Raw genomic sequence first — 24770 nt, forward strand, 5'->3', positions numbered from 1 at the left:
CGGATCACCAGTCCCGGCGGTACGGAGGGCCTCCGCGGGGCGGGGGTACGGTCCGGGCACGGGGCACCGGTGGAGGGGCCGGCGGGGTCCTGGGACCGGGCCCCGGGCTCTGCCACTCCGGCGTTCCCATGAGCAGCAGCGGATCGAACATCACGACGACGCCGGCCACGAAGAGGAAGATCACCGGGCCGATGAGCATGGGTGCCAGCAGGGCGGCGGGTGAGTCCCCGCCGGGCGGGGACACGGGTCCGTGCAGCCGGACGCTCAGCGCCGCCATGCCCGTGTAGTGCATGCCGCTCATCGCGAGGCCCATCACCAGGCTGGCGCCCAGGGCGGGGAGGAAGCCGCGCAGCGAGATCGCCGCCCAGAGAGCCCCGGTGGCTGCCACGACAGCGATCACGACGGAGACGGCGACGGTGGCCGTGTCGTATTCGAGCCGTCCGTGCAGCCTGACCCCGGCCATACCCAGGTAGTGCATGGAAGCCACGCCGAGACCGGTGATCGTGCCGCCGGTGACAAGCGCCATGGGGGTGGTGCCGCGGTAGCCGACGATGAAGATCCCGATGCCGACCATGACGATCGCGACCCCGAGGCTGGCGAAAGTAATCCGTCTGTCGTAATGCAACGGGGTTTCTGCGACGGAGAAGCCAATCATCGCAATGAAGTGCATGCACCAGATGCCGGAACCCGTGGCGGTGGCCCCCAGAGCCAGCCAACCAGGCTTCCAGGAACGCTTGACGAGCAGTGAACGTGTGGCGCAGCGCAGTCCGAGAGCGCCGCCGAGACAGGCCATGACATACGCCACGACCGGCGTGACCAGGCCGTAGCTGAAACCGTCGACCGTACCCTGCATGCGTGTCTGCCCTTCAGCCCATCCTCTGCGAGGTCCGGCCCAAGTCTTGGCGCGGAGGGCCTGGTTGAGGGCGAGAGTAGGGCGGCGGAAGGGGCAGGCGCACGGGCTCCCGTCATTTTGGCACCGCAGAAACGTACCGTCGTCACGATCCGAGCGGATTCGTTCACGTTGTGGTCATCCTGCACCTGTCCCCCGTTGGCGGTCCGCTGTCACGCTCGGCGAGCGGGCACCGGTCTGCCGAGCTGTCACCGTGAGGAGTCGAACGTGTACCTACGTCCTGCCGCAGCAGCCGCCGCAGCGCTCCTCGGAGCCACGGTGCTCGTCGCCCCCGCCCCCTCCGCCCAGGCCCGGGCCCAGGACGTCGCCTGCCCGTCCGGTCCCCTGGTGTTCGCGCACCGCGGCGCTTCGGCGTACGCGCCGGAGAACACCCTCGCGGCGGTCGACGTTGCCGATCACCTGGGCTTCGAGTGGGTCGAGAACGACGTCCAGCGCACCAGGGACGGCCGGCTTGTCGTGATCCACGACGACAACCTCAGGCGGACGACCAACGCGGAGGAGGTCTTCCCCGGCCGTGCCCCATGGAATGTCAGGGACTTCACCGCCGCCGAGATCGCCCGGCTGGACGCGGGGAGCTGGTTCGACCGGAAGTTCGCGGGGACCCGGGTGCCCACGCTCGAGGAGTACGTCGGCCGGCTCTCGCGCAATCAGCAGAAACTGCTCCTGGAGATCAAGAAGCCCGAGCTGTACCCGGGGATCGAGCGGGACACCCTGCGGGTGCTGGGCCAGGCGGGCTGGCTGGACGCGGCACACGTCAACGAGCGGCTCGTCGTCCAGAGCTTCGGCGTCGATAGCGTGCGGGCCGTGCACCGGCAGCGCCCCGACCTGACGACCGGGGTGCTCGGTACGCCGTCGGCCGGCGACGTGGCGGCTTATGCCGAGTTCACGGACCGGATCAATCCGTCGCACACCACGATCACGTCCGACTACGTGGCGGCGGTACACGCGCTGAAAGGCGCGCACGGCAAGCCGCTCGAGGTGAACACCTGGACCGTCGACGACGCCGCCGGGGCCGTCCGGGCCCGGAACCTGGGCGTGGACGGCATCATCACGAACACCCCCGATGTCGTGGGGGAGGCCGTCTGCGAGGGCTGACGGCAGCCGGCTCTCACCACCCTGCCCGAGGTTGCTGTCCAGGCCGTAGCGGCTGCCCCGGCATGCGCGAAGGACGGCGTTGTCAGTGGCCCGCCGTACCGTGGTTCCCGTGAACAGCAGCGCGCAGTTCCAGGTGGAGTGGGCCGTCGTCGGCACCGATATCGGTCCGCTGTTTCTTGCCGCGACCGGCGAGGGACTCGTCAGCGTCGTCTTCCATGCCGACGAGGCGGTGCGGGAAAGGATGCTCGACCGGCTGCGCGCCCGGCTGGGTGCCGAGCCGGTGGAGGCTCCCGGTTCCGCGCGGCTGGCCGAGCCGATACGTCAGCTCGCGGCGTACTTCGCGGGTGACCTGAGGGCCTTCGAGCTTCCGCTCGACTGGTCGCTCATATCGGGGTTCAACCGGCAGGTGCTGCGGGAGCTCGTGGCGACCGTGCCGTACGGCACGGTCGTGGGTTACGGGGAGTTGGCCCAGCGGGTGGGACAGCCGGGCGCCGCGCAGGCGGTGGGTGCCGCGATGGGGTCGAATCCGCTACCGGTGGTGGTGCCGTGCCACCGGGTGGTGGAGAGCGACGGCGGCCTGGGCGGCTTCGGGGGCGGTCTGGAGACCAAGCGCACCCTGCTGGCTCTCGAAGGCGTCCTGCCCCAGCCGCTGTTCTGATCACTTGTTCTTGCCGTCTGCGCTTACCGCTTGCTCTCACCCGGTTTATGACCGCTCTATCCGGGTGCCGCCCGGGCGTAAGGGGTGGCACACTGCAGCGGTAACTACAGCACCCTGGACACGGCTCTGTGAGCCGACGGAGGAAGGGCGTACGCCAGGTGACCGCTACCGAGAGAGCCGTGCCGACCGTCGCGGTGGCCGATCTGCCCGCTCTGCGCCGGCGTACTTCCGGCGTGCTCATCGTGAGCCAGATACTCGGCGGCCTGGGCGTGCCGATCGGCATTGCCCTCGCCCCGGTGCTGGCCACCGAAGTCAGCGGGACCGAGGCGCTGTCCGGGCTGGCTCCGACCGCTTCGGTGGCCGGCACCGCACTGCTGTCGATGCCCCTGGCCGCCTTGATGACCTCGAGAGGCCGGCGCCCCGGGCTGGTCCTCGCGTACCTCGTCGGGGCCCTCGGCGCGGGGCTCGTCGTCCTCGCCGCCGTCATCGACAACTTCCCGCTGCTGCTGCTGGGCATGGCGGGCTTCGGAGCGGGTTCCTCTGCCAATCTCCAGGCCCGCTTCGCGGCCGCCGACCTTGCCGAGCCCGACCGCCGCGGCCGCGCGATATCCACGGTCGTCTGGGCGACGACCGTGGGCGCGGTCCTCGGACCCAACATCGCGGCTCCCGCGAGCCGCGGCTTCGCGGACACGGCGATACCCGAGACGGCCGGGCCGTTCCTGTGGGCGGCGGGCATATTCCTGCTGGCCGGCGTCGTGGTCGCGATCCTGCTGCGGCCGGACCCACTGCTCACGGCGCGGGTTCTGGCCCCGCAGGAGCAGCAGTCGGCCGAGGGCCGTTCTCTGCGCGCCGGCCTCGCGGCCGTGGCGGCCTCCCCACGTGCGCGCCTCGCACTGGTCACCGTGGCCGTGTCGCACACCGCGATGGTCTCGATCATGGTGATGACACCGGTGGACCTCGGACATCACGGCGCCGATCTTGAGCTGATCGGTCTGGTGATCAGCGGTCACATCGCCGGCATGTACGCCTTCTCGCCGGTGATGGGCTGGCTTTCGGACCGCGTCGGGCGGCTCGCGGTGATCGGACTGGCCGTAGGCCTGTTGTCCTGCGCGGCGCTGCTGGCCGGCACGGCAGGCCCCAGCCACGCCCAGACCGCGGCCGGGCTGTTCGTCCTCGGGCTCGGCTGGTCGGCGGGGCTGGTCTCCGGCTCCGCCCTGCTCACCGACTCCGTGCCGCAACCCGCCCGTGCCGCCGTCCAGGGTCTGTCCGACCTGACCATGAACACTGCCGCGGGCATCGGCGGTGTGGCGGCGGGCGTGGTCGTCTCACAGGCGAGCTACGGCTGGTTGAACGTCCTCGGCGCTGCCCTGCTGCTGCCGATGGCCGCACTCGCCCTGCTCACCGCCCGTCGCCGGCCTGCCGTGGAGGCCGGGGCTGTCAGAGACTGATGTGGTAGGCCTTGCGCAGCGTCTCGTGGACGGTCCACGTCGTACGGTCGCCCTCCCGCAGCACGCAGGCGGACCCGGGACCCACCTCCAGCGTCTCGCCGCCCTCGACGTCGATGGTCGCGCGTCCACTGACCACGACGAACAGCTCGTTCGCCTCGATGTCGGTGACGATGCCGGGGGTGATCTGCCAGATTCCGCGCACCTGCTCGCCGTCGGCGGACTCCCACAGCACCTTGCCCGTCACCACTGGTTCGCCGGACACGATCTGGCTCGGGTCGAGGGGCTCGGGCTCCAGGTCGGCGTCGGGGATGTGCACGGCAAAGGAGACGGGAGCTCGGTCAAGGTTCGTCATGGCGGGACCCTAACCTGCCCCTCTGCGGTCACCGCCGGGCGGTCCTGACCGGCTGGAAGAAGCCGGTGCCGAAACTCGGGCGCGCATGGGACGAAACTAGCCCCCGGCCGTGCCGGGCCGGTCGTAGTGGCGGGCTTCGAAGATGTTGCCGTCCGGATCACGGAAGTAGAAGCTGCGCGGTGCGCTGCCGCGCGCACCGAAGGAGTCGTGGGAGTACGGGCTGACGGGAACCCCCATTCCTTCCAGCCGGTCGTGCAGGGCGTCGAACGCCTCCCGCTCCATGGCCAGGCAGACATGGTTGACCGGATGGCCCGCCGAGCTCTCCGCCCCCGGAACGGCGTTCATGGCGTCGGCCATCGTGCGCGGCGCGAGGTCCAGGATCGACGCCTCGGAGATACGCACGGAGGGAAAGGACGCCTTGCCCTCCGCGAATTCGGCCGCGCGGACGGAGGCCAGCCCGACGGCCTTCTCGAAGAACTCCACCGATGCGAGCGGATCGCTCACCCACAGGACGACGTGGTCGATACGTATGTCCGTCATACGACCAGGCTCCCGCCTGACCCGTCGCGCGCACAAGGCCGGGCACCGGCAGTCCGTGCGGCGCCGGGATTCGCCCGGCCCTCGACGTTTGCCGACCCGGCCGCGGTGTCAGGGATGGGGACATGCCTCCACACCCACCTGTCCTGGCCCTGTCCGACGAGGTGCGGGATGCGCTGGAGCAGCGCCGTCCCGTCGTCGCTCTGGAATCGACCATCATCGCGCACGGTCTTCCGCGCCCGCGCAATCTGCGGGTCGGCGAGGAGCTGGAAGCCCTGGTGCGGGCCGAGGGCGCGGTTCCCGCCACCGTCGCTGTGCTCGACGGCGTGCCCCGTATCGGACTCGACAAGGCCCAGTTGGAGCGTGTCGCGGGCGACGACACCGTACGGAAACTCGGGCATCGCGATCTCGCGCCCGCGCTCTCGGCGGGCGCGAGCGGCGCGACGACCGTGTCCGCGACCGCCTTTCTGGCCGCGCGTGCCGGGCTGCGCGTCTTCGCCACGGGCGGACTGGGTGGCGTTCACCGGCGGTGGACCGAGACACAGGACGAGTCGGCGGATCTGGGGCTGCTGGCGCGCACCCGGATCACCGTGGTGTGCGCCGGGGTGAAGTCGATCCTCGACGTGCCGGCCACCCTGCAGCGGCTGGAAACGCTCGGGGTCACCATCCTCGGCTTCGGGACACAGCGTTTCCCCGGCTTCTATCTGAGCAGTTCAGGGGAACCTGTCGACTGGACGGTGCGCACGCCGGAGGAGGTGGCCGTGGTGATGGGGGCTCAGGACGCCCTCGGCGGCCGGGAGTCGGCGCTTCTGGTCGCCAACCCCGTTGCGGAGGCGGATCAGCTGGACCCCGTGCTGCACGACCGGGTACTGGCCGAGGCGCTTGAGGAGTGCCACGAACGCGGAATCACCGGCCAGGCCGTCACTCCCTTTCTGCTGGACTTCCTGGTGCGCGCCACTGGAGGGGCGTCCCTGGAGGCCAACTTGGCTGCGGTGCGCGGAAACGTCCGCCTCGCGGGGCGCATCGCCGCGGCCTGGTCGGCCCGGTGAGCGGCGGGCTGCTCGTCCTCGGTGACGTGGTTACCGACGTGGTCGCCGTGCACCGCGAGCCGCCCGCTCCGGCGACCGACACGGCTGCGGTCATCCGTATCCTGCCGGGCGGCGCGGGCGCCAACGTGGCCTGCTGGGCGGCTCACGCGGGGCTGGCGGATGTCGGCTTGCTGGCGCGGGTCGGCGCCGACCGGTCCGGCTGGCACGAGGAGTTCCTGCTGCGTGCGGGAGTGCGCCCGCGTCTCGTCGTCGACAGCTGCGCCCCGACCGCGACGGTCGTCTCGCTCGTCGACGCCTCGGCCGGAGCCGAGCGCAGCTTCCTGACCGACAGCGGGGCGACACTGCGCCTGTGCCGCGCCGACTGGTCTCCGGACCTGCTCGACGGCGTCGCACACCTCCATGTGTCGGGCTACCTGTTCTTCGCCGAGGCGAGCCGTGAGCTGGCCCTGATCGCTCTGCGGGACGCACGCTCACGCGGTGTCCCGGCGAGCGTGGACCCCGCGTCCGCCGGGTTCATCGCGGACTTCGGGGTGAGTCGTTTCCTCGCCGCGGTGGAGGGGGTGAGCATGCTGTTGCCCAACCGGGACGAGGCTCGCCTGCTCACCGGACTGCCCGACCCGGTGGACGCGGCCGCGAAGCTGAGCCGCCACGTTCCGCTGGTCGTCAGCACCCAGGGTGCCCAGGGGGCGCTGGTGGCAGAGTCGGGCGCGGTGACCGCCCGGATTCCGGCCGTTTCGGCGCAGGCAGTGGATTCGACGGGCGCGGGCGACGCGTTCACCGGGGCGCTCCTGGCCGCCCTGCTGTCGGGCTGCGGTCCGGTGGCGGCAGCGGAGGAGGGCTGCCGGGCGGGGGCAGAAGCGGTGGCGGGGATGGGCGGCCGCCCCCGGGCGGGCGAGACCGCCCCAGGCCGACGGTGACGATCAGGCATCTTGAGCGGAGCAGCCCCCAATGTGTCAAGCGGCGCCCGTTCCGGCACCCGTCACTGCCCGCAGCGATGTCGACGTGCCGTCAACCACGCTCCTTGAGGGCCCGTGAATGATCTCGACCCACTGGGATTCGGTCGCCGGCGGGCGCTGGAGCCCCGGCGATGGTGAGGTGTGTGATCCCGCTTCCGGGACGGGCACTTCCGTAGGACACCCCAGCCCAGCCCTTAGCGGATTCCGCTCCACGCGGGGTGGCGCGGATCGTCCGCGCGTACGAGCACATCGGCTGCCTCCACCGGATCGACCTCCACCTCGTACCGCGCGAAGGCGGGCAGCGTCCAGCGCGCGCCCTCCTCCGTGCGCCTGGCGAGAGCGCCGGGCGAGAGCCGTAGGTGCACGGTCAGATCGAACGGGAACCAGTGCCCGAGCAGCAGGGGCCCATGCAGAATCACCACCCCTCCCTGCGGAAGCCGGGTGTAGGGGGTGCGGGTCGCCCGGTCCGTCACCGGATCCCACAGGTCCGGAAGCACCCGACCGCTGCCGTCCGCGTCCAGCGGACCGAAGACCTCGCGCCACAGCGCGCCCGTGTCGAACCAGCCGCTGAAGTACGTGTCGGGGTCCTCACGCCCGTACTCCAGGCGCAGCGAAGCCGGCCGCAGGAACCCGCCGGTGCCGATGACGAGCACGGACCGGCCGCGCAGTCTCAGCGCCTCGGCAAGTCGCTCGGCCAGCGGTCCGGTGCCTGCGGCCGGGGCCCCGTCGAGAGCCACACGCAGCCACGGCCCGTCCTTCAGGCCGTCCACATGCTCGGCCAGCGCCTCGGCCAGGCGCTCCCAGGTGATCGCTTCCAGCTGCACGCGTCCCATGATCGCCCCGAGACACCGTGCCGGTCACCCCGCGAGGCGCCGCCCGAGACGCACGCGCACGGAGTTGAGCGTCTCAACCATGCCCACCGAGCCAAGTCCGGGGGTTCACTGATCACATGGACAACGGACTGCTCTTCACGCTGCCCCTGCTCTCCGCCCTCGGCACGGGCCTGGTGGCCGGGACGTTCTACGCCTTCTCGTCGGCTGTCATGCGCGCGCTGGCCGCCCTGCCTGCTCCGCAGGGCATCGCCGCGATGCAGTCGATCAACATCGCGGTGATCCCCTGGTTCGTGCTGGCATTCCTCGGTGCGGGTGTTCTCTCCGTCGCGACTGCGGTCGTGGCGCTGATGCACTGGGACGAGGCGGGGGCCGGCTGGGCGCTGGCGGGCGGAGTCGTGTACTTCTTCGGCTCGCTGGTACTGACGTTCGCGTTCCACATTCCCCGCAACAACGCGCTGGCGGACATGGATCCGGCGGCGGAGCAGAGCGCGGCGTACTGGACGGACTACGTGCGCGAGTGGACAGCCGGCAACCATGTGCGGACCGTGGCCTCCCTGGCGGCCGCGGTGTGTTTCATCCTGGCGCTGACCGCGGGCAGGTGACCCGGACCGCGGGCGGACGGACGCGGGCTACTGCTCGTCCTCGATCTCGTCGTCCGCCGCGGGCAGGTTCTTGGCGCGCCTGCTGACCACGACCGCCGCAGCGAGCGCGCTGCCCAGGAAGGCCACCGCGACGACCCAGGGCTGGTCGAGGCGGTGCCCGGTCACATGGTCCAGGGAGTAGCGGCCGGCTCCCGCCACCCCGATGCCGGCGGCGGTGAAGCCCAGAAAGGCGGGGTATTCGAAGCCGCCGCTCTGAGCGAAGAAGCCGGCGGGAGCGTGCACGGAGACCGCACCGGCCATGGCCCCGGCCGCGGCCGCGCCGGCCACCGGGGTCGCGAGACCCAGGGCCAGCAGCGCCCCGCCGCCCGCCTCACCGAGGCCCGCCGCGATGGCGCTCTGCCTGCCCGGCTTGAAGCCCATGGACTCCATCGCCGCGGCGGTGGCCTCGATGCCGCCGCCCCCGAACCAGCCCAGCAGCTTCTGCGTGCCGTGGGCGGCGAGTACGGCCCCGGTGCCGAGCCTAAGCGTCAGCAGGCCGAGGTCGCGTCGGTTGAAGGATGCCGTGGCTGCCATGGATGTCTCCCGGTGCGTGGACGGTGCGGACTGTGGGGACGGGTGTACGGACGGGTGCTGAGCTGCACCGGCCGGTGGGCCGGACGGACGCGTACGCATCCACTCTCCGCGCACCCGGCGGGCGGGCCGCACCGTTGCTGGGCCAATCGGGCGACGACCGCCCCGGGGCTTGATTGTCAGTGGCGGCCCGTAGCGTTCTCAGCAGTGGGATCCGACGGGAAACGGCCGTCGGATCCGTCGTGGGGAGGGGTCTGCCATGTCTCGTACCAAGACGTATCTGGAGCTGTCACAGGACGGCGGCGGCGCGCACAAGTTCTATGAGGTGACCGTGGAGGGGACGGCCGTCTCGGTGCGCTATGGACGGATCGGCGCGGACGGTCAGTTGCAGACCTCTACCTTCCCCACGGCCCAGAAGGCACAGGCCGCCGCGGCCAGGAAGATAGGCGAGAAGGTGCGCAAGGGGTACGCCCCCGCTGTGCGGGGAGAGCGAGCGGCCCGGGCGGTGACCCGCCGTCAGGTGACGTCGGCGCCGTCGACGGCCCGCGCGGTGGCGCCGGTGCTGTGGCGGTTCCGTACGGGCGCTGCCGCCTTCGGGATACACATCGACGAGGACCGCTGCTGGGTGGGCAACCAGTCCGGCGATGTCTACACGCTCAGTCACAGCGGCGAGGTGCTCGCCCGCTACTCTCTGCCGGACGGCGTCAAGTGCCTGGTCGCGGACGACTTCTGGATCTATGCGGGATGCGACGACGGCACGGTGTACGACCTCTCGTCGAAGCTGCCGTTCGGGGCCTACGACATCGCGGCGGATGTCGACATCTTCTGGCTGGACATCCGCCAGGGCGTATTGAATGTGGCCGACCGGAACGGCGGACTGACGGTCATCGACCACGAGGACGAATACCAGTGGGCACGCAAGTCGACCGGCGCGCACGCGTGGATGGTCCGGGCCGACGAGCGGGCGGTTTACCACGGGCATCAGCGGGGCGTGACGGCCTACGCCCCCGACGGCGGCGCGGAGTTGTGGCACACGGCGACGACGGGGGCGGTGCTGTTCGGCTGGCAGGAGGACGAGTCGGTGTACGCCGGCACAGGCCGTCATGTCGTGCAGCGGCTCTCGAAGACCACGGGCGCGGTGGAAGCGACGTACGGCTGCGACACCGCGGTGTACTCGTGCGCGACGGCGCCCGGTGGCCGTTATGTATTCGCCGGTGACTCGGCGTCCTCGGTGTACTGCTTCGACGCGGACGGCACGCGGCTGTGGAAGCTGGGTACGGGCGGCGGCTCGGCTCTGTCCATGCAGTACCTGGACGACAAGCTCTACATGGTCACCACGGACGGCTCGCTGGTGTGCGTGGACGCGAGCACTTCCGCCATAGCCGACGCCCAGCAGGGCACGGTCCCGGTCGCCATGGACGTGAAGTCGGCTGCCGTGTTGCCCACTTATACGCCGGCGGCGTCGTTGACGGCGGTGGCGACGGTGTCTTCTCCGCCTGCCGGGGGCGTCGTGGTGGAGTGCGTCCAGGAAGGCGGCCGGGTACGGGTGCACGTCGTCTCGGACGGCTTCGAGCCGTCCTGGAACGTCCAGTTCCCGCGCGGGATACGCCAGGTGGGCGAGCGTTACGTGGTCGACGCCCTGCACCCGGCGTCAGCCGGGTTCTACCGGGTCCGCGGGGAGATACGCCGACTGGTCTGAGACCGCACCGGACGGTACGGCGCCCCCACCTCGCGAGGGCGGTGGGGGCGGCGCCTTTCCGTCATGCGTCGGTGGACGCCTCGTGGCCGGTACGCCGCGAGAGGTCACGCGCGGTCACACCGGCCTACAAGGGGGCGCACCGCAGTCGCGCCGCACAAACGGCTCCGCCGGACGAGCAGCTGGACTACTCCTTGGCACACTTCGGAGCGTCGGCGTCCACGGACAGCGGGCTGCCCGCCGGCAGCATGTAGGTCACGTACAGCACGACCGGCTCGGTGCCGAGATTGCGGCCGATGTGGACGTGCCGGTGTCCGGAGGGCTCAATGAACGACGAGCCTGCCGGTGTCGCTTCGACCGAGCAGTCGTCCAGCGTCCGCGTCAGTGTGCCGGACTTGACGACGGCGATGAGCTGGCCCGGGTGATAGTGCCAGCCGGTGGAGCCGCCGGGCTGCACCGTGATCTCCCGTACCACCACGTCGGTCGGTCCCTTGGTTCTGACTTTCAGGGCCCCTTCCGAGGTTCCCTTCGCCAGCACCGTGCCGGAGACTCCCGTGCCGGGTGTGGCGAGCGCTGCCGAGGGCACCAGCCCCAGCGCCGCCATGCAACCGCCCACCACCACGGCCTTGCGTATCCAACCCTGCTGCTTGCCACCGCGCATGTGAACCCCTCCCCAGTCGGCTGAAACGCCCACACGCTACCGGCCCCCGCCCCACCGCCACAGGAACACGGGAACAACCGGGAAAGGAGCGGGCCCGGGGGCGTAGCCTGCCCCCGAGCCCTGTGTTGCCGCCCAGTTGCGCACGCCGGCACTTTTAAGGGCACGGGTCAGTCATCATGTCGTCGTGTTCTGCCTTTGAACTACCGCGCATCGGAAGGGAAAGCTGCGCGGGCCGGACTTGAACCGGCATCCGACGACGCAGGCCCGGGCCCGGTCGATCCGGCGATCGGCGGCGAATGCTGAGTCTGGAGCAAGAGTCTGAGATTGATCGCGGTCTGCCTCTGCCGAGTTGGGCTACCGCGGCCCGTGAAGAGAAGTGCCGCGGGGAGGACTTGAACCTCCACTGGAACCGCGTCCGTCACGACAAGCTTCAGTTTCAGCTTGCGCTCCTCGCGCACCCCGACCGCCAACAGCGGTCGAGGAGTTGTTGACGCTACCCGAAGAGGTAGCCGAATACGACGTCTCCCACCCGCTCGTCGGTGACGTCGACACCGTTCGCCTCCTCGCGGGCGAACTTCACCGCCTGCTGGAGTTTCTCCACCCGGTCGAGCAGCTCGTTCACGCGACGCGCCGGCAGTGCCCCGGAGAACTTCACGGTCGTCCAGTACCCGACCGGCACGTCCTCGTAGTACACCTCGACCTGAGCCGGGTGCTTCTCCGTGGCCTCGGCCTTCACATGGTTGCGCGGCACCTTCTTCGTGCGCAGCGTCCTGACCGGCTCGGTCTTCCAGGCGTCCGTCGACGGATCCTGCACCCACGACTCCGAGGCGTCCAGCACCGGCAGCTTGCGCACGAAGGTATTGAGGTCCGTGAGCTGCTTCTCCAGGAACAGCAGGTACGACACCGGCACCTGGCTCAGCAGGGTGCGCCCGTCCACCTTCACATCGGCGCGCGCGGTGCAGTTGGCCCAGTCCTTGGTGGCGGTCACATCGAACAGCCGCGTCAGCGTGGCCGCGGTGTCCCGCAGTACGTCCTCCGCCTGGACCTGAACCCGTGTGGACTCGGGCGGCAGCTGCTCGCCCTCCTCGTCCTTCGGCTGGTACGCACGGGAGATGCCCGCAAGCAGCGCCGGCTTCTGCAGGCCGTGATGCGCTGCCGTCAGGTCTTGGTGCGACTTGGACTTGACGCCCTTCTCCACTGCGATGATCTGATTGAGTTTCGCCACGTCCGCAACGTATCAGCCTCAACACATCCCGCCCGAACGGTTATTTGATCAGGCGGGCCGAACCGGCCGAACGGTTGCCGCGCTCGGGTCGTCGGTATGAAACAGGCATGGCAAGCTCTCCTACGCTCAAGGACCTCGTGGTCGTCGAGCCGGTCAAGCGGCGCCACTGCGCGGAGTGCAGGCAGGGCCCGCTTGCCCGTCTGGTCCTCGAGGACGGTGTGCCGCGCTGCCTGGACTGCGCCGACCTGGGGCATCTGGTCTACCTGGCACGCGGCGACACCGCCCTCACCCGCCGGGCACGTGAGGGCAGTTCGCTGTCGGCGATCGTGTTCCGCTTAAGCAAGCGCCGCCGGCGGTACGAGCGTCAGGGCGTCCTCGTCGAGGAGGAGGCACTGGCCCGCGCCGAGGCCGACTGTCTCGCGGACTCCGAGTCCCGGGCGCGTCGGCGCGCGCGTGACGCGGTACGCCGCGCGGCCGAGGACGTGCGGTTCACCGCGGCGTTCACCGCCGAGATCCGGCGATTGTTCCCCGGCTGTCCGCCCGAGCGGGCTCGTGCCGTCGCCTCGCACGCCTCGGTCCGCGGCAGCGGCCGGGTGGGGCGAAGTGCGGCGGGCCGCGCCCTGGACGAGGGCGCGGTGACGGCCGCGGTGCGGGCGTCCGTACGCCACGACGACACTGCGTACGACGCGCTGCTGATGTCTGGGGTACCGCGGTACGAGGCCCGTGCCCGGGTGGCGGCCGCCATCGAGGCGGTACTCACGGCCTGGCGGGGAGCCGGATGAGCGACGGTCAGCGCCGGGCGGCGCCGCGCGACCTGCGGTAGAGCATGGCGCCGCCGAGCAGCAGGGCCGCGCTCGCCGGCACTGCGACGGCCAGCCCGTCCGCACCGGTGTTGGCCAGCTCGGTGTCCTTCGGCACGGTGTGATTCACCGGCGCCTCCTGCGGCGGCGCGGGGCGTTCGGGACGCGGGCCGGGCTTGTTCGAGGAGGAGTTGCCGACTGCGGCGTTGCCGATACCGATGACATTGACCGAGTTCCCGGTGACGTTCACCGGGACATCGACGGGGAGCTGAATGCCGTTGCCCGAGAGCACACCAGGCGAATCCTTTCCTCCGGCTTCGGCGGTCGCACCGCCGGACGCCGGCCGGTTCCGGTTGCCCGCCTCACCCGACGTGGCGTGCGAGGTGGGCTTGCCGCCGTGCGAGGCGTTGCTGCAGCTGTTGCCGACTGCCGGGTTGAGCAGTCCGACGACGTTCACGGTGTTGCCGCACACGTTCACCGGGACGTGAACCGGAACCTGCACCGTGTTGCCCGAGAGCAGCCCGGGGGATCCGGTCGCGCTGCCGTCGGCGCCCGAGTCGGCGTGCGCGTATCCCGCGCCGGTAAGCGCAGTTCCCGTGATCATCGCGGCTACCAGACCGTTTCGGCGTACCTGCCTCATCAGTTCCCTGCTTTCCGGAGGTTTCACGGGCACTCACCCGCACCGGAAATAACGCGATGGAGCCATTCGGGTTATGGCTCATACGTCTTTCACTCCATCGAGTGGGCGGTTTATCGAACTACCTCGGCACGAGCCGACGCGCGCCGGCTTCTAGGCCCTGAGCCCTGTCCAGTGGTCGCCGGCCGGTGGTCGCCGGCCGGTGGTCGCCGGCCGGTGGTCGCCGGCCGGTGGCCACCGAGCCGCGTCGTCAGGCGCCGCGCGGCACGACTGTCGACAGGACGGCGGGCAGCGGGTACCAGTCCGCCGACACGACGCTCGCATGGCGCCCGGCCAGCAGGGCGAGGCGTTCGCGTGCCTGTGCCTCGGTCGGGCTGGTGCCGTCGATGGCGGGCGGGACGTTGTGCGCGTCCGTCATGACGACGAGGTAGTGCCGGCTGTTGTACCAGCCGGTATCGATGCCGCCTCCCACGTATGCGGACGCGTCGCCGTCGAAGACGACGAACCAGGGCCGGATACTCGCGTCCGCGTACCGCGCGCGCGGGTCGCCGGCCCCGGCCTTGTGTACGGCGGGGAAGGCTGCCGCATCACGCAGTCGCCCGGCCGCGGCCAGGTCCCGCAAGTGGGTCGCGTACTCCCGGTCGGTCCACAGGGTGTCGGCGGGGTTGCCCTCCTCGACCGTGCCGGGGATCAGCTCGACGACGAACCGGCCGGCCAGGGCGGACCGGGTCGGCCAGCCGTGTGCCCGTACGGCCTCGTCGAGCGTCGCCCAACCGCCTGCCAGATCGGCCGGCCGGTAGAGAGCGTCACCCAGCTTGCTGGTGAGCAGGGCGTCGAAGGCGGCGGGCCCGCGGCCGTTCCGCCCCTGGAAGCCGTCCTTCATCTCGACCTTCAACAGGATGGGCCGGTGACCGGGGTGGGCGTCGTGCCAGGCTCTGATGTCCGCGAGACAGCCTGCGAGGTTCTGGTTACGCGGCTTGGTACGCAACTGGCCGGCGTTGGCCGCGTTCTCGCAGTTGTTGTCGTTGCCCAGCGGGTTGTTGTGCGACACCCGCCAGGAGCTGCCGAAGACGTTGGTCCACACGTCGAGTTCGAGCATGGCGGCGCCGGAGTCCAGCGCGTCGGCGAAGTACGGGTACTTGGCCTTCTCGTACGCGTTGTGCACGCCGACGCCGGTGGTCGCCGAGTAGGACGACTGGACGGGGTCGGCGCTCACCGGGCCGGCGTACGCCGAAGTCCCCGCCCACGCGAGCGCCCCTGCCGCAGCACCCGTTACTGCCGTACGCACCAGTGTCCTCATACTTCCCCCACCCTCACCGGTCACTCTGGTCAATGTGGGTGCACAGTAAGGGAGTTGGCTGAAGTACGGGAAGACGGCAGCTTACGTTCAGAAGCGCACCGGAAGCGCGAGCGGCCCCGCCGACATGGACGGGTGCCACCACAGTTCGCCGTAGGCACACCTGGCGAGCCCGGGAAAGCGGTCCGGCGCCTTGGTCCCGCGGCTCGCCGCTGTCACAGCCCTGCGGACAGCCCGCCCGTCCACGAGCCGGAGAGCATGCCCTCGGTCAGCCACAAACCCGTGGCGGCCTCGATGACGCCCGCGGTGCGCTGGGCGCCGTCGCCGTCCGGCCCCTCGGCGTCCTGGTCACTGGTGCCGGCGGGGAACCCGGCAGCGGTGAGTGCCGCGGACAGGCGCGCGCCGAGCGTCCCCCAGCGTCGGCCGGTGTCGGCGTCGAGACCGGCCAGTGGCCGGCCCTGTCCGGCGAAGAGTGCCTGGGTCTGGTTGGGGTCCCGGTAGACGGTGCAGGCGATGCCGGCCGGACAGGCCGCCAGCCCGTCGAGCACCTCCGTCTGGGCGCCGATCCACCCGGTGCTGCCTTCGAGTTCCAGGATCAGCGACCAGTCCGCTGTGGCCTGCCGGCCGAGCAGCATCACCTCACGGCTGGTCGTGGTGCGGCCGCGGACGCGTGAGTCCAGCACCTCGTGCGGTGTGGGAGCCGGGGCGGGTTCCTCCACGCCCATGCGCCATAGGGCCTCTTCCACCGGCAGGCCGGCCACGGTCACGCTCCAGGCCTCGCCGAACAGGGCGGTGAGGTCAGCGGGACGGCGCATCTTCGGCTCTCCTCCTGTGAGCGGATGAACGGATGAACGGATGAACGTGCTACGGATGAACGGCGGGGCCGCCCTCCCGGAAGGAAGGAGGCGGCCCCGCGATGGCACAGCCCTGCGGAGGCTACTGGATGTGGACGTAGAAACGGTCGTTGGTCAGGTCCGGCCGAGGCAGGTCGTAGTCCCGGGCCAGCATGCGGTCCCGGTCGTAGTACGAGCGCAGGAGTCCTCCCGCGACGCCGTTGTCACGCTGGGGTACCGCCTTGACGGAGAAGTCCCAGTAGGGGTGCGCGGCTCCCTCGAGCGTCGAGGCGAAGGGGTACTCGTCACACTGCTCCGCGGGGGGATTGGGCCGGGTGGGCAGGCCGGTGTCCCGGTAGAGATCGGCCTGGGGGCCGGTCCCGTAGCACGCGCCGTCCTTGTGGTTCTTGTTCGCGAGACTCTCGCCGGGATGCAGTTGCTCGGTGATCCGGTGGAGTGCGGGTGCGGCGGGGTCTCCTGGGACGTACCTGCCGGGAATCCGCTTGTCCCGCGGCTGCGGCTGACCTTCCGGGACGAGCTTGGGGTAGGTGCTGTTGGGGAAGTACTGAGCGCTGAAGACGTGGAAGGCCACGCCCTGGTGGTCGGATCCGAGCTGGTAGGTCAGGAACGGCAGCACTTCGGCGAAGACACAGGCCTCGGGACGGTTCGTGAAGTAGGTAGCCGAGTCGCATCGCATCAGACGCGGGTCGGTCTCGCCTCGGTCGAGGGTCTTGAACTCGACCTCGTCGGTGAAGAACGATTGAGCCGTCCGCTCAGGACGCGCGGCGGGCCACCGCCTCCACCGGGTCCGTCGACGGTGTGCCCCTGGGCCTGGGCCACCAGTCGTCGCGGCCCGGGTCCGATTCGTAGGCGTACCAGTAGCCGTCGCGGCCCAGGCGGAGCTGGAGCGAACCGCCCGGGGCCGTCAGGTGGTTGCGCCACGGGCGGAGGTTCGCCAGACCTGACGCCGCCAGGGCCGGGCGGGCCCGGTCGAAGGGGCCGGCCGGGGGGTCCCACGGCGTTTCCAGCACCTCGAGGGCGTCCGGGCCGCCCTGACGCCAGGCGGCCACCGCGCGGGCCAGGGCGGTGGGCGTGCGGCCGGTGGCGGTGGCGAGATCCCGGTAAAGGGCGCGCGTCGGGGCGGCCAGGCCGGAACCGGGCTGTGCCGCGGCCAGGCGGACGGCGTCCTGCCAGGGGGTGAGGTCCGCGACGGGGTCGTGGGATGTGGAGAGGATCGTATGGGCCCGGACTGCAGCGTCCGTGGCGAGCTGGTCCAGGGCGAGGGCATCCGGGGCGCCGGCGGCCGCGGGGTACGACGGGGGGTGCGCCGGGTGTGGGGGCACGGGCAGCGGCGCCGGCAGCGGGGGGAGCGGAGCGCGGGCGACGGCCTCGCGGGCCGGGATCCCCGGGGTGGCGGGAGCGGTGGTGCGCTCGCGTGCGGCGTGTGCCGCGTTGCGACGGGACAGGGCGTCCAGGAGTTCACGTTCGCCCCGCCCGCGCATGAGCAGGAGTACGAAGGGGTCCTCGTCCAGGAGGCGGGCCGTCCGGTAACAGAGGGCAGCCGCGTGCTTGCAGGGCCGGCCGCGGTCCGGGCAGGTACAGGCGGGAAGCAGGTCGCCCACGGCGGGCAGCAGCTCGACGCCCGCGTCGGCGGACAGTTCGGCCAGGGTGTGCGGCATGTCCTTGTCCAGGAGCGCCGCGAGATGTGCCGGATGTGCGGCCGCCGTGTCCAGGAAGCTCTCCCAGTCGCCGTCGGTGAGGGTACGCAGGCGGATCTCCGTACGGTACGGGCGCGCGCGGCTGCCCCGTACATACGCGACGATCCGGCCCGGCGTCACGCTGATCGTGTCGACGTACCCTTCGCGGGCGTACGTACGGCCGCGTGCCAGGCGGCCATCGTCCAGGGAGAGTTCTTCCAGGGCACGCACCCACGCGTGGCCCCACCAGGTCGACGCGCTGCCTTGCGGGACCGCGTCGAAGGTGCGGCGACGCTCGTCGGGGCGGGTGCTCATGACGGCCTCCGCAGCGCGACCAGGTCGGCGAGCTGGGCGTCGGACAGTTCCGTCAGAGCGGCCTCTCCGCCGCCCAGGATCGCGTCGGCCAAGGCGCGCTTCGACGCCAGCATCTCGGCGATCCGGTCCTCGACCGTGCCTTCCGCGATCAGCCGGTGGACCTGGACCGGCTGGGTCTGGCCGATCCGGTAGGCCCGGTCGGTGGCCTGTTCCTCGACAGCCGGGTTCCACCAGCGGTCGTAATGGATGACATGGGCGGCCCGGGTGAGGTTCAGGCCGGTGCCCGCCGCCTTGAGGGAGAGCAGGAAGACCGGGACCTCACCGGACTGGAAGCGGTCCACCATCTCCTCGCGCCGGGCCACCGGCGTTCCGCCGTGCAGGAGTTGGGAGGGAATGCCGCGGGCGGTGAGGTGCTCGGAGAGAAGCCGGGCCATCGTCACGTACTGGGTGAAGACCAGTACCGAGCCGTCCTCGGACAGAATCGTGTCGAGGAGTTCGTCCAGGAGTGCGAGCTTCCCGGAACGGTTGCCGAGGCGGACGGCGGTCCCCTGCGGACCGTGTTCTCCCCGGCTGTGCGCCCTCGGGCCGTGCTCCTTCTGGCTGTGCTCTTTCAAGAACTGAGCCGGGTGGTTGCAGATCTGCTTGAGCGAGGAGAGCAGCTTCATGATCAGGCCACGACGCGCGATGCCTTCGCTCGCCTCGATCGCCGCCATCGTCTCGTGTACGGCGGCCTGATAGAGGGACGCCTGCTCCCGGGTGAGCGGGACGGGGTGGTCGGTCTCCGTCTTCGGTGGCAGTTCGGGTGCGATGCCCGGGTCCGACTTCTTGCGGCGCAGCAGGAACGGGCGGACGAGGCGGGCGAGTCTTTCGACCGCTTCCTGGTCCTCACCGCCTTCGACCGCACGGGCGTGGCGGGCGCGGAACGACTTTAGCGGGCCGAGCAGCCCAGGCGTCGTCCAGTCGAGGAGCGCCCACAGTTCGGAGAGGTTGTTCTCGACCGGAGTGCCGGTGAGCGCGACCCTGGCGGACGTGGGAATCGTCCGCAGCGCCTTGGCAGTTGAGGAGTGCGGGTTCTTGACGTGCTGTGCCTCGTCGGCGACCACCATGCCCCAGCTCTGGGTGGCCAGATGCCCTGCGCTCGCCCGCATCGTTGCGTACGTGGTGAGGACGAAGCCGCCGTCGAGGCCGGACAGGGTGCGGCCGGCGCCGTGGAAGCGGCGCACGGGGACGCCGGGCGCGAAGCGGGTGATCTCGCGCTGCCAGTTGCCGAGCAGCGACGCCGGGCAGACGACGAGGGTGGGCTCGGTTCGGGCCCGATGCAGGTGAAGGGCGATAAGCGTGATCGTCTTGCCTAGCCCCATGTCGTCCGCGAGGCAGCCGCCGAGGCCCAGGGAGGTCATCAGGTCCAGCCACCCGAGGCCGCGCAGTTGGTAGTCGCGCAGGGTGGCGTTCAGCCCGGGCGGCTGCGGAAGCGGGGCGGCGTCCGTGGTGAGCCGCGTGCGCAGGGTCGCCAGCGTGCCGGTGGGTATGGCCTCGACCGTCGCACCGTCGACCTCCGCCGTGCCGGTGAGCGCGACCGCAAGGGCGTCCACCGGGCCGAGCAGGCCCAACTCACGTTTGCGCGCCTTGCGTACGAGCGCGGGGTCGACCACCACCCACTGGTCCCGCAGTCGCACGATCGGGCGGTGCGCCTCGGCCAGCGCGTCCATCTCCGCCTCGCTCAGCCGGTCGTCACCGATCGCCAGCTGCCACTGGAACTTGAAGAGTTCTTGCGCGTCGAAGAACGGGGTGCCGTCCGTGGCCGAGCCCGGCGCCGGCCGTACCACGGCGGTGACGGTGAGCGAACGCGCGAGTTCCCTGGGCCAGTGCACGGCGACCCCGGCAGCGGCGAGCCGCGTCGCGGCCATTCCGAGCAGGTCGGCCAGCTCGTCCTGGTCCAACGGCAGTACGTCCGGCGTGGGCTGCTCCAGTAGCCGGCCGAGGGGTGGCCAGAGGCGCGCAGCCCGCCGCAGTACGAGTACGGCATCGATGCGCGCGCGTGGCCCGAAGCCGTCGCCGGCCTCCCCTGCCCACAGTCGCGCCGCGTCGATGACGAGTGTCGGGTCGGCCAGGCTGTGCACCTGGACGACCGCTGCGCCCGCTCTCCGTTCCCGCCCGGCGTCGCCGTCGCCTTGGCCTTCGCCTTCGCCGTGAGTGTCGAAAAGCTCGTACGCGGAGAGGTCGAGCCGCAGCGAGATCCCGACCCCGGCGTCCATTCCCGCCGCGACTTCGGCCGCCCATTCCCGAAGCCCTGACAGCCGCTGCGGCTCGCGCGCGGCGAAGGGCGCGCCGAACGCGTGACCGGCAGCGGGCGTACGTGGCAGGGTGTCGGCGACCGCGTCGAGGAAGGCCCGTATCAGCGCCTCGGGCTCGGGGAGCTGTAGGGGCCGGCGGCCCGGCAGGGGGGTGGCGTACGCCTCGTACGGCATGGCCGCAGCGACGGACCGCAGATGCGCCACGTCGTCGGCGTCCAGGGGGCCGGCCCGCCAGGCGTCGTGGTCGTCGGCCGTCAGCCCCGGCAGGAGCCGGCCACGAGCCGCGAGCTGCAGGGCGTGCAGCGCGGCAGCACCCCAGCAGCGGGCGGCGGGGTGCGCGGCGTGATCGTGCCGGGCACGGGCGAGCAGGGGCAGGGCGTCGGCGAGCGGCAGCAGGACGGCGGAAACGGTCTGGCTGCGCACACCGCCACCGCTGCCGTGGCGGCGTACGACGGTGAGCCTGCCGCGCCCGTCCGCCCCCGTCTCCGCCGACGGCCGGCCGGCCGGCTCGGCGGCGTCCGGCGCGCCGGGCGCTGCGAGCAGGCTTCCGGCCGGCTCGGCAATGGCGGCCGGGCGATCGGGGGCCAGGCCGACCGGGCGCGGCACATGCGGGAGGGGGCTTCCCGTGGGGGACCAGAAGGCGATGCGGCCCTCGCGCGGCAGCGCGGCAGGGATGAAGACCGCGGCGAGGCTCGCCAGGGCGTCGGCCGCGCCCGCGGCCGGAGACGGATTGTCCCGGTGCGCCACCGTCTCTCCCGCCCGCTCGTGCCCGTGGATTGCCCTGGTCTGCGAGTCTACGGGCGAGGTCCGACAGCCCCCGCTACCCGAGTTCGGCGGCCAGTGCCTGCAGTGCCTCGATCTGGCGCTCGGGGACGATTCCGGTGAGCCCGGGCTCCCAGTGGATCTCGTCGGCGCCGAGATCAGCCGCCCGTTCCAGGTCTTCCAGCGCGATCCGGGCGAATGCCTCGGGCAGGTCCGGGGTGTCTTCGACGGGCGGCATCACCCGGAGGACGACCGGCCTCTTTCCGCCAGTCCGGTCCGGCGGGCAGCAGCAACCGTTCCCTGGGCCGAGATGCTGGCGAATCGTTTCGGTGTGCCTGCCAAGTGGTCACTGTCAGGTGCTGCGAGAGGCCGGTGCCGTCGCCGCTCGATGCCGTCGCCGCTCGGTGCCTTCCCTGGTCGGTGGCCCAGCGGCCGGTCTCCTGCGCATAGCCGTACTCCGGACGGCCCTTGGCCGCGCTCGTACGGAACGGCCTGCCGCCGTCGTCGATCCGCGTCGTGCCGGACCGGCCGGAGCGGGTCCAGACGAGTTCCAGGTACCAGTCGCAGTCGCAGCGGGACGTTGCGGTCTCGACCCGTAGTACCACGGGGTCCGTCGACGACACCCGGAACGGGAAGGTCACGGCCGGCAGCGCCTTCTCTCCGTCGAATCCGGCCACCGGGCGGGCGAGGGGGCGCGGGACATCCAGGTTCACCGCGAACGAGGCAGGCGTGAGGACGCCGCCGCAGCCCTGCGACATCGTGTAGACGTTCCACGGCAGCGGCGCGCGGCGGCCCGCGACCCGTACCTGCAGGGCCTGGAGTACGGCGGGTTCGGCCGCATCGCCCTGCACGGTGATCTCGACGACCGTCTGTCCGCCGTGCACGGCACGCTGAGCTGCCGCCCAGGCGGAGGCGTCCTGTTCGACCGGCGGCGCCGGAACGTCCTTCGGGCCTCGGTCGATCAGATAGCTGTGGTCGCAGCCGTGCTGCCAGACATGGGAACGGGCGGCCCAGGTAAGTGGCGGGCGGCCCGTGGGTGGAGTGGCGGCGGGTGCGGGCGGGCGCGGAGTCCGGCCGGGGGCGGAGCCTTGGCCGTCGGCCGGTTCGGTGGTTGTCGTGGTGCCGGTGGGCACCGGCGTGGCGGCGGGCGGGCCGACGCTGCGGCCGGGGCTGGATCCCGGACCGGAACCGGGACCGGAACTGGCACCGGTCCCGCGAGCGGTACCGCGGGCAGGGTCGGCGCTGGAACCGGTGGCGAGGTCCACGGCGACAACGGCCGCAACGAGCGCGCAGACGGCTGCCGCGAGGGCGGCGTGGCGACGCCCCACCCAGCGCCGCGCCGGGCTGGACCCGGCACCCGGCACCGATCGCACCGTGGCCTCCACGCCGGATTTCGCGGCACCTTCTCCGCCCGCGGGCGAACCGGTAGCTGGGGTCGGGTGCGCACCCGACCCCGCCCCCGACGCCGACTCCGACTCCGACTGCGGCCCCGACCCCGACTGCGGCCCCGGCGACGCGGCGGTTGGCGGTCCGGGCCACGTCGCGGGCGGCTGGGAGGGCTCCGGTGACGACTGGCCGCCGGGCTCCGGTGCGGGCGCCGGTACCGCCTGCGGCGGAGTTCCCACCTCCGGGTCGCCTACGTGCTCCGGTTGCGGATCCACCGCCTGCAACTGGGGTGCGGCACGGGCCACACCGCGCTCCGGCCCCGCTTCTGGAGCACGTACGGCGTCGGCCACGGAACCCCGCGCCGGGTCCCGGACACGCTGGGCGTCGGCCAGGAGCCAGCGGCGGTGCAGGTCCACCATCTCCTGCGGCGACGCCCCGCACTGCCGGCCGAAGCGGTCGACCGTCGCGAATTCGACGGGCACCGCGTCGCCGTTGCAGTACCGGTGCAGCGTCGACGTGCTGACGTGCAGCCGCCGCGCGAGCGTGCCATAGCTGAGGCCCGCGCGTTCCTTCAGCCCGCGCAGACAGTCAGCGAAATCCCGGGTCTCTGCCGCCTTCTCCACCGTTCTCCCGTCCCGCAGCAGCGTTCCACCCCAGGTGCATTCCCCCAGGTGGTCGTACGTACCACCGTTCCGGCGTCCCAGATCGGCCGCGTTCTGTTGCCTTCACGCCTCTCCAGCTCAGACGCTGACGGGGCAACAGCAGTTCACCGCACAGCACACAGAAAGACGGGGGAATCATCCATGCTTCAGCGCACCCTCACGGTGGCCGTCGTGGCAGCGGCCGCCGTGGCCGCATGCACCCTGCCCGGCACCGCCCAGACGCAGACCGCCCAGGCACCCGGGAGCGCCGCCGCGAGCACCACCGCAGCCGCCACCGCGCCCGGCTTCATCAAGGGCACGGACCTGCCGCCGCACCCCACCTCGCCGTGGTTCGCCGGCAAGGTGACCCGTGGGCTGCCGGAGTTCCTGCCGTTCTGCCTCGACGGCGTGGTGCCGTCGAAGGGCGCCTGGCACCGCAGCTTCGGTACGGAGTTCGACACCGGGGCAAGCCAGATCTCGGTGCGGGCCTCCTCCCCCACCGCAGCCGGCAAGCTGGCCGCCGCGGTCGAGAAGGCCGTGGCCGGCTGCGCGGCCGACTGGCTGCGCGAGACGCCGGGCGGCACGGCAAGCTGGCAGGACTACGGCCCGGTGCGGGTGGAGGAAGGCGCCCACGTATATGGCGTGCACACCTCGGTCCCCGAGTCAGAACCGGGCGTGCACCTCTACGGCATCGGGCGCGACGGCAGCACCGTGACCGTCGTCCACTGGTCCCAAATGGGCCACCTCGGTGACGCGCCGGTCACGAGGTTCAAGAAGACGACGACCACGGCCGTCAACAAGCTCCACTGACGAGCCGGGCGGGCCCCCTGCACGGGGGGGCAGGGGGCCCGCCGATGTTCCCTCAGGCGCGGATCGCCGCCAACTGCTCCTCGAAGGGGACCACTTCATCGGGCGCCTGGTCCGGCGCGGTTTCCGGCGAGGGCAGCCGGCCCAGCAGACCGGCCAGTTCGCCGGCGGCACGAGCGATGCGGGCGGACAGACCGTCCGTACGCGTGTCTCCAGAGCCGCCCCAGTCCTCGGAAGCCGCGAACACAGCTGTGGGCACGACTTGCGTACGCAGGTACGCGAACAGCGGCCGCAGCGCGTGTTCCAGGGCCAGCGAGTGACGGGCCGTACCACCGGTGGCTGCGATGAGTACGGGCTTCCCGGCGAGCGCGTCCTGGTCGATCACGTCGAAGAACGACTTGAACAGACCGCTGTAGGAAGCGGAGAAGATCGGCGTGACCGCCATCAGCGCGTCCGCACCGGTGACTGCCTCGACAGCGTCACGCAGCTCGGCGTCCGGGAACCCGGTGACCAGGTTGTGTGCGATCGCCGTGGCGAGATCGCGCAGTTCAATCACCTGCAATTCGGACGTACGCCCGTCCTCGGCCAGCCGGCGCCGGGCGGTCTCGGCGATGCGGTCGGCCAGCAGGCGGGTCGAGGACGGCTTGCTGAGGCCGGCCGAGACGACGACCAGCTTGATGGGCTCCATATATCTTCTCCTCACTCCTTC

Annotated in this window: 25 protein-coding genes; 9 read left to right on the forward strand and 16 right to left on the reverse strand. The window is 71.4% G+C overall.

Annotated features, from left to right (window positions below):
* Window positions 1–4: 4 nt before the first annotated feature.
* Window positions 5–853, reverse strand: coding sequence for an MHYT domain-containing protein (locus AB0M62_RS03505; protein WP_366072416.1), 849 nt, complete (start codon window positions 851–853; stop codon window positions 5–7).
* A gap of 264 nt (window positions 854–1117) precedes the next feature.
* Between AB0M62_RS03505 and AB0M62_RS03510 the strand changes: the two genes are divergently transcribed.
* From AB0M62_RS03510 to AB0M62_RS03520, 3 genes are all read left to right on the forward strand, one after another.
* Window positions 1118–2005, forward strand: a complete 888-nt coding sequence (locus AB0M62_RS03510) for a glycerophosphodiester phosphodiesterase family protein (protein ID WP_366072417.1) — start codon at window positions 1118–1120, stop codon at window positions 2003–2005.
* Between the two features lie 109 nt (window positions 2006–2114).
* Window positions 2115–2663 (forward strand): methylated-DNA--[protein]-cysteine S-methyltransferase, encoded by a 549-nt coding sequence (locus AB0M62_RS03515; RefSeq protein ID WP_366072418.1) that lies wholly within the window; start codon window positions 2115–2117, stop codon window positions 2661–2663.
* A gap of 158 nt (window positions 2664–2821) precedes the next feature.
* Window positions 2822–4111 carry an MFS transporter gene (locus AB0M62_RS03520; protein ID WP_366072419.1) on the forward strand — a complete coding sequence of 430 codons (1290 nt, stop codon included), beginning with the start codon at window positions 2822–2824 and terminating at the stop codon, window positions 4109–4111.
* Here the strand turns inward: AB0M62_RS03520 and AB0M62_RS03525 are convergent.
* Together AB0M62_RS03525 and AB0M62_RS03530 are read right to left on the reverse strand one after the other, a co-directional pair.
* Window positions 4101–4463 (reverse strand): cupin domain-containing protein, encoded by a 363-nt coding sequence (locus AB0M62_RS03525; RefSeq protein ID WP_366072420.1) that lies wholly within the window; start codon window positions 4461–4463, stop codon window positions 4101–4103. The two genes, AB0M62_RS03520 and AB0M62_RS03525, sit on opposite strands and share 11 nt — an antisense overlap.
* Before the next feature lie 96 nt (window positions 4464–4559).
* On the reverse strand, window positions 4560–5003 hold the full coding sequence (locus AB0M62_RS03530; RefSeq protein WP_366072421.1) for a VOC family protein: 444 nt from the start codon (window positions 5001–5003) through the stop codon (window positions 4560–4562).
* 122 nt (window positions 5004–5125) lie between these two features.
* On the opposite strand from AB0M62_RS03530, the gene AB0M62_RS03535 reads away from it, so the two are divergent.
* Window positions 5126–6049: a pseudouridine-5'-phosphate glycosidase gene (locus AB0M62_RS03535; protein WP_366072422.1), complete on the forward strand. Its 924-nt coding sequence runs from the start codon at window positions 5126–5128 to the stop codon at window positions 6047–6049.
* On the forward strand, window positions 6046–6966 hold the full coding sequence (locus tag AB0M62_RS03540) for a sugar kinase (RefSeq protein ID WP_366072423.1): 921 nt from the start codon (window positions 6046–6048) through the stop codon (window positions 6964–6966). The genes AB0M62_RS03535 and AB0M62_RS03540 overlap by 4 nt, the downstream gene beginning before the upstream one ends.
* A gap of 233 nt (window positions 6967–7199) precedes the next feature.
* Here AB0M62_RS03540 and AB0M62_RS03545 read toward each other — a convergent pair whose 3' ends face one another.
* On the reverse strand, window positions 7200–7829 hold the full coding sequence (locus AB0M62_RS03545; RefSeq protein ID WP_366072424.1) for a uridine kinase: 630 nt from the start codon (window positions 7827–7829) through the stop codon (window positions 7200–7202).
* Between the two features lie 125 nt (window positions 7830–7954).
* Between AB0M62_RS03545 and AB0M62_RS03550 the strand changes: the two genes are divergently transcribed.
* On the forward strand, window positions 7955–8440 hold the full coding sequence (locus tag AB0M62_RS03550; protein ID WP_366072425.1) for an anthrone oxygenase family protein: 486 nt from the start codon (window positions 7955–7957) through the stop codon (window positions 8438–8440).
* Window positions 8441–8467: 27 nt separating this feature from the next.
* Here AB0M62_RS03550 and AB0M62_RS03555 read toward each other — a convergent pair whose 3' ends face one another.
* Window positions 8468–9013: a DoxX family membrane protein gene (locus AB0M62_RS03555; protein ID WP_366072426.1), complete on the reverse strand. Its 546-nt coding sequence runs from the start codon at window positions 9011–9013 to the stop codon at window positions 8468–8470.
* Window positions 9014–9269: 256 nt separating this feature from the next.
* On the opposite strand from AB0M62_RS03555, the gene AB0M62_RS03560 reads away from it, so the two are divergent.
* Complete coding sequence (locus AB0M62_RS03560) at window positions 9270–10709, forward strand: WGR domain-containing protein (protein WP_366072428.1); 1440 nt, start codon at window positions 9270–9272, stop codon at window positions 10707–10709.
* Window positions 10710–10893: 184 nt separating this feature from the next.
* On the opposite strand, the gene AB0M62_RS03565 is transcribed toward AB0M62_RS03560, so the two are convergent.
* On the reverse strand, window positions 10894–11367 hold the full coding sequence (locus AB0M62_RS03565; protein ID WP_366072429.1) for a cupin domain-containing protein: 474 nt from the start codon (window positions 11365–11367) through the stop codon (window positions 10894–10896).
* A gap of 493 nt (window positions 11368–11860) precedes the next feature.
* Complete coding sequence (locus tag AB0M62_RS03570; protein WP_366072430.1) at window positions 11861–12592, reverse strand: hypothetical protein; 732 nt, start codon at window positions 12590–12592, stop codon at window positions 11861–11863.
* Between the two features lie 107 nt (window positions 12593–12699).
* Here AB0M62_RS03570 and AB0M62_RS03575 point away from each other — a divergent pair, with 107 nt between their 5' ends.
* The gene (locus tag AB0M62_RS03575) at window positions 12700–13374 is read left to right on the forward strand and encodes a DUF2293 domain-containing protein (protein ID WP_366072431.1); all 675 of its coding nucleotides are present in this window, start codon (window positions 12700–12702) and stop codon (window positions 13372–13374) included.
* 7 nt (window positions 13375–13381) lie between these two features.
* Here the strand turns inward: AB0M62_RS03575 and AB0M62_RS03580 are convergent, their stop codons facing one another.
* The 8 genes from AB0M62_RS03580 to AB0M62_RS03615 all read right to left on the reverse strand — a co-directional run bounded on the left by AB0M62_RS03580 (window position 13382) and on the right by AB0M62_RS03615 (window position 23236).
* Window positions 13382–13996, reverse strand: a complete 615-nt coding sequence (locus AB0M62_RS03580) for a chaplin (RefSeq protein WP_366072432.1) — start codon at window positions 13994–13996, stop codon at window positions 13382–13384.
* A 283-nt stretch (window positions 13997–14279) separates the two neighbouring features.
* A complete protein-coding gene (locus tag AB0M62_RS03585; RefSeq protein ID WP_366072433.1) occupies window positions 14280–15329 on the reverse strand; it encodes a phosphatidylinositol-specific phospholipase C domain-containing protein in 1050 nt (349 codons plus the stop codon).
* A gap of 212 nt (window positions 15330–15541) precedes the next feature.
* On the reverse strand, window positions 15542–16141 hold the full coding sequence (locus tag AB0M62_RS03590; RefSeq protein ID WP_366072435.1) for a hypothetical protein: 600 nt from the start codon (window positions 16139–16141) through the stop codon (window positions 15542–15544).
* Window positions 16142–16262: 121 nt separating this feature from the next.
* Complete coding sequence (locus AB0M62_RS03595; protein WP_366072436.1) at window positions 16263–16856, reverse strand: NucA/NucB deoxyribonuclease domain-containing protein; 594 nt, start codon at window positions 16854–16856, stop codon at window positions 16263–16265.
* A gap of 76 nt (window positions 16857–16932) precedes the next feature.
* Window positions 16933–18171, reverse strand: coding sequence for an SWIM zinc finger family protein (locus tag AB0M62_RS03600; protein ID WP_366072437.1), 1239 nt, complete (start codon window positions 18169–18171; stop codon window positions 16933–16935).
* Window positions 18168–21212: a DEAD/DEAH box helicase gene (locus AB0M62_RS03605; RefSeq protein ID WP_366072438.1), complete on the reverse strand. Its 3045-nt coding sequence runs from the start codon at window positions 21210–21212 to the stop codon at window positions 18168–18170. The genes AB0M62_RS03600 and AB0M62_RS03605 overlap by 4 nt, the downstream gene beginning before the upstream one ends.
* Window positions 21213–21285: 73 nt before the next feature.
* Window positions 21286–21465, reverse strand: coding sequence for a hypothetical protein (locus AB0M62_RS03610; protein WP_366072439.1), 180 nt, complete (start codon window positions 21463–21465; stop codon window positions 21286–21288).
* Window positions 21386–23236, reverse strand: a complete 1851-nt coding sequence (locus AB0M62_RS03615) for a helix-turn-helix domain-containing protein (RefSeq protein ID WP_366072440.1) — start codon at window positions 23234–23236, stop codon at window positions 21386–21388. The genes AB0M62_RS03610 and AB0M62_RS03615 overlap by 80 nt, the downstream gene beginning before the upstream one ends.
* Window positions 23237–23416: 180 nt before the next feature.
* Between AB0M62_RS03615 and AB0M62_RS03620 the strand changes: the two genes are divergently transcribed.
* A complete protein-coding gene (locus AB0M62_RS03620; protein ID WP_366072441.1) occupies window positions 23417–24064 on the forward strand; it encodes a hypothetical protein in 648 nt (215 codons plus the stop codon).
* A gap of 52 nt (window positions 24065–24116) precedes the next feature.
* Here the strand turns inward: AB0M62_RS03620 and AB0M62_RS03625 are convergent, their stop codons facing one another.
* Complete coding sequence (locus AB0M62_RS03625) at window positions 24117–24749, reverse strand: FMN reductase (protein ID WP_366072442.1); 633 nt, start codon at window positions 24747–24749, stop codon at window positions 24117–24119.
* Between the last annotated feature and the right edge of the window lie 21 nt (window positions 24750–24770).

The sequence above is a fragment of the Streptomyces sp. NPDC051219 genome (genome assembly GCF_040682335.1).
GTDB lineage: Bacteria > Actinomycetota > Actinomycetes > Streptomycetales > Streptomycetaceae > Streptomyces.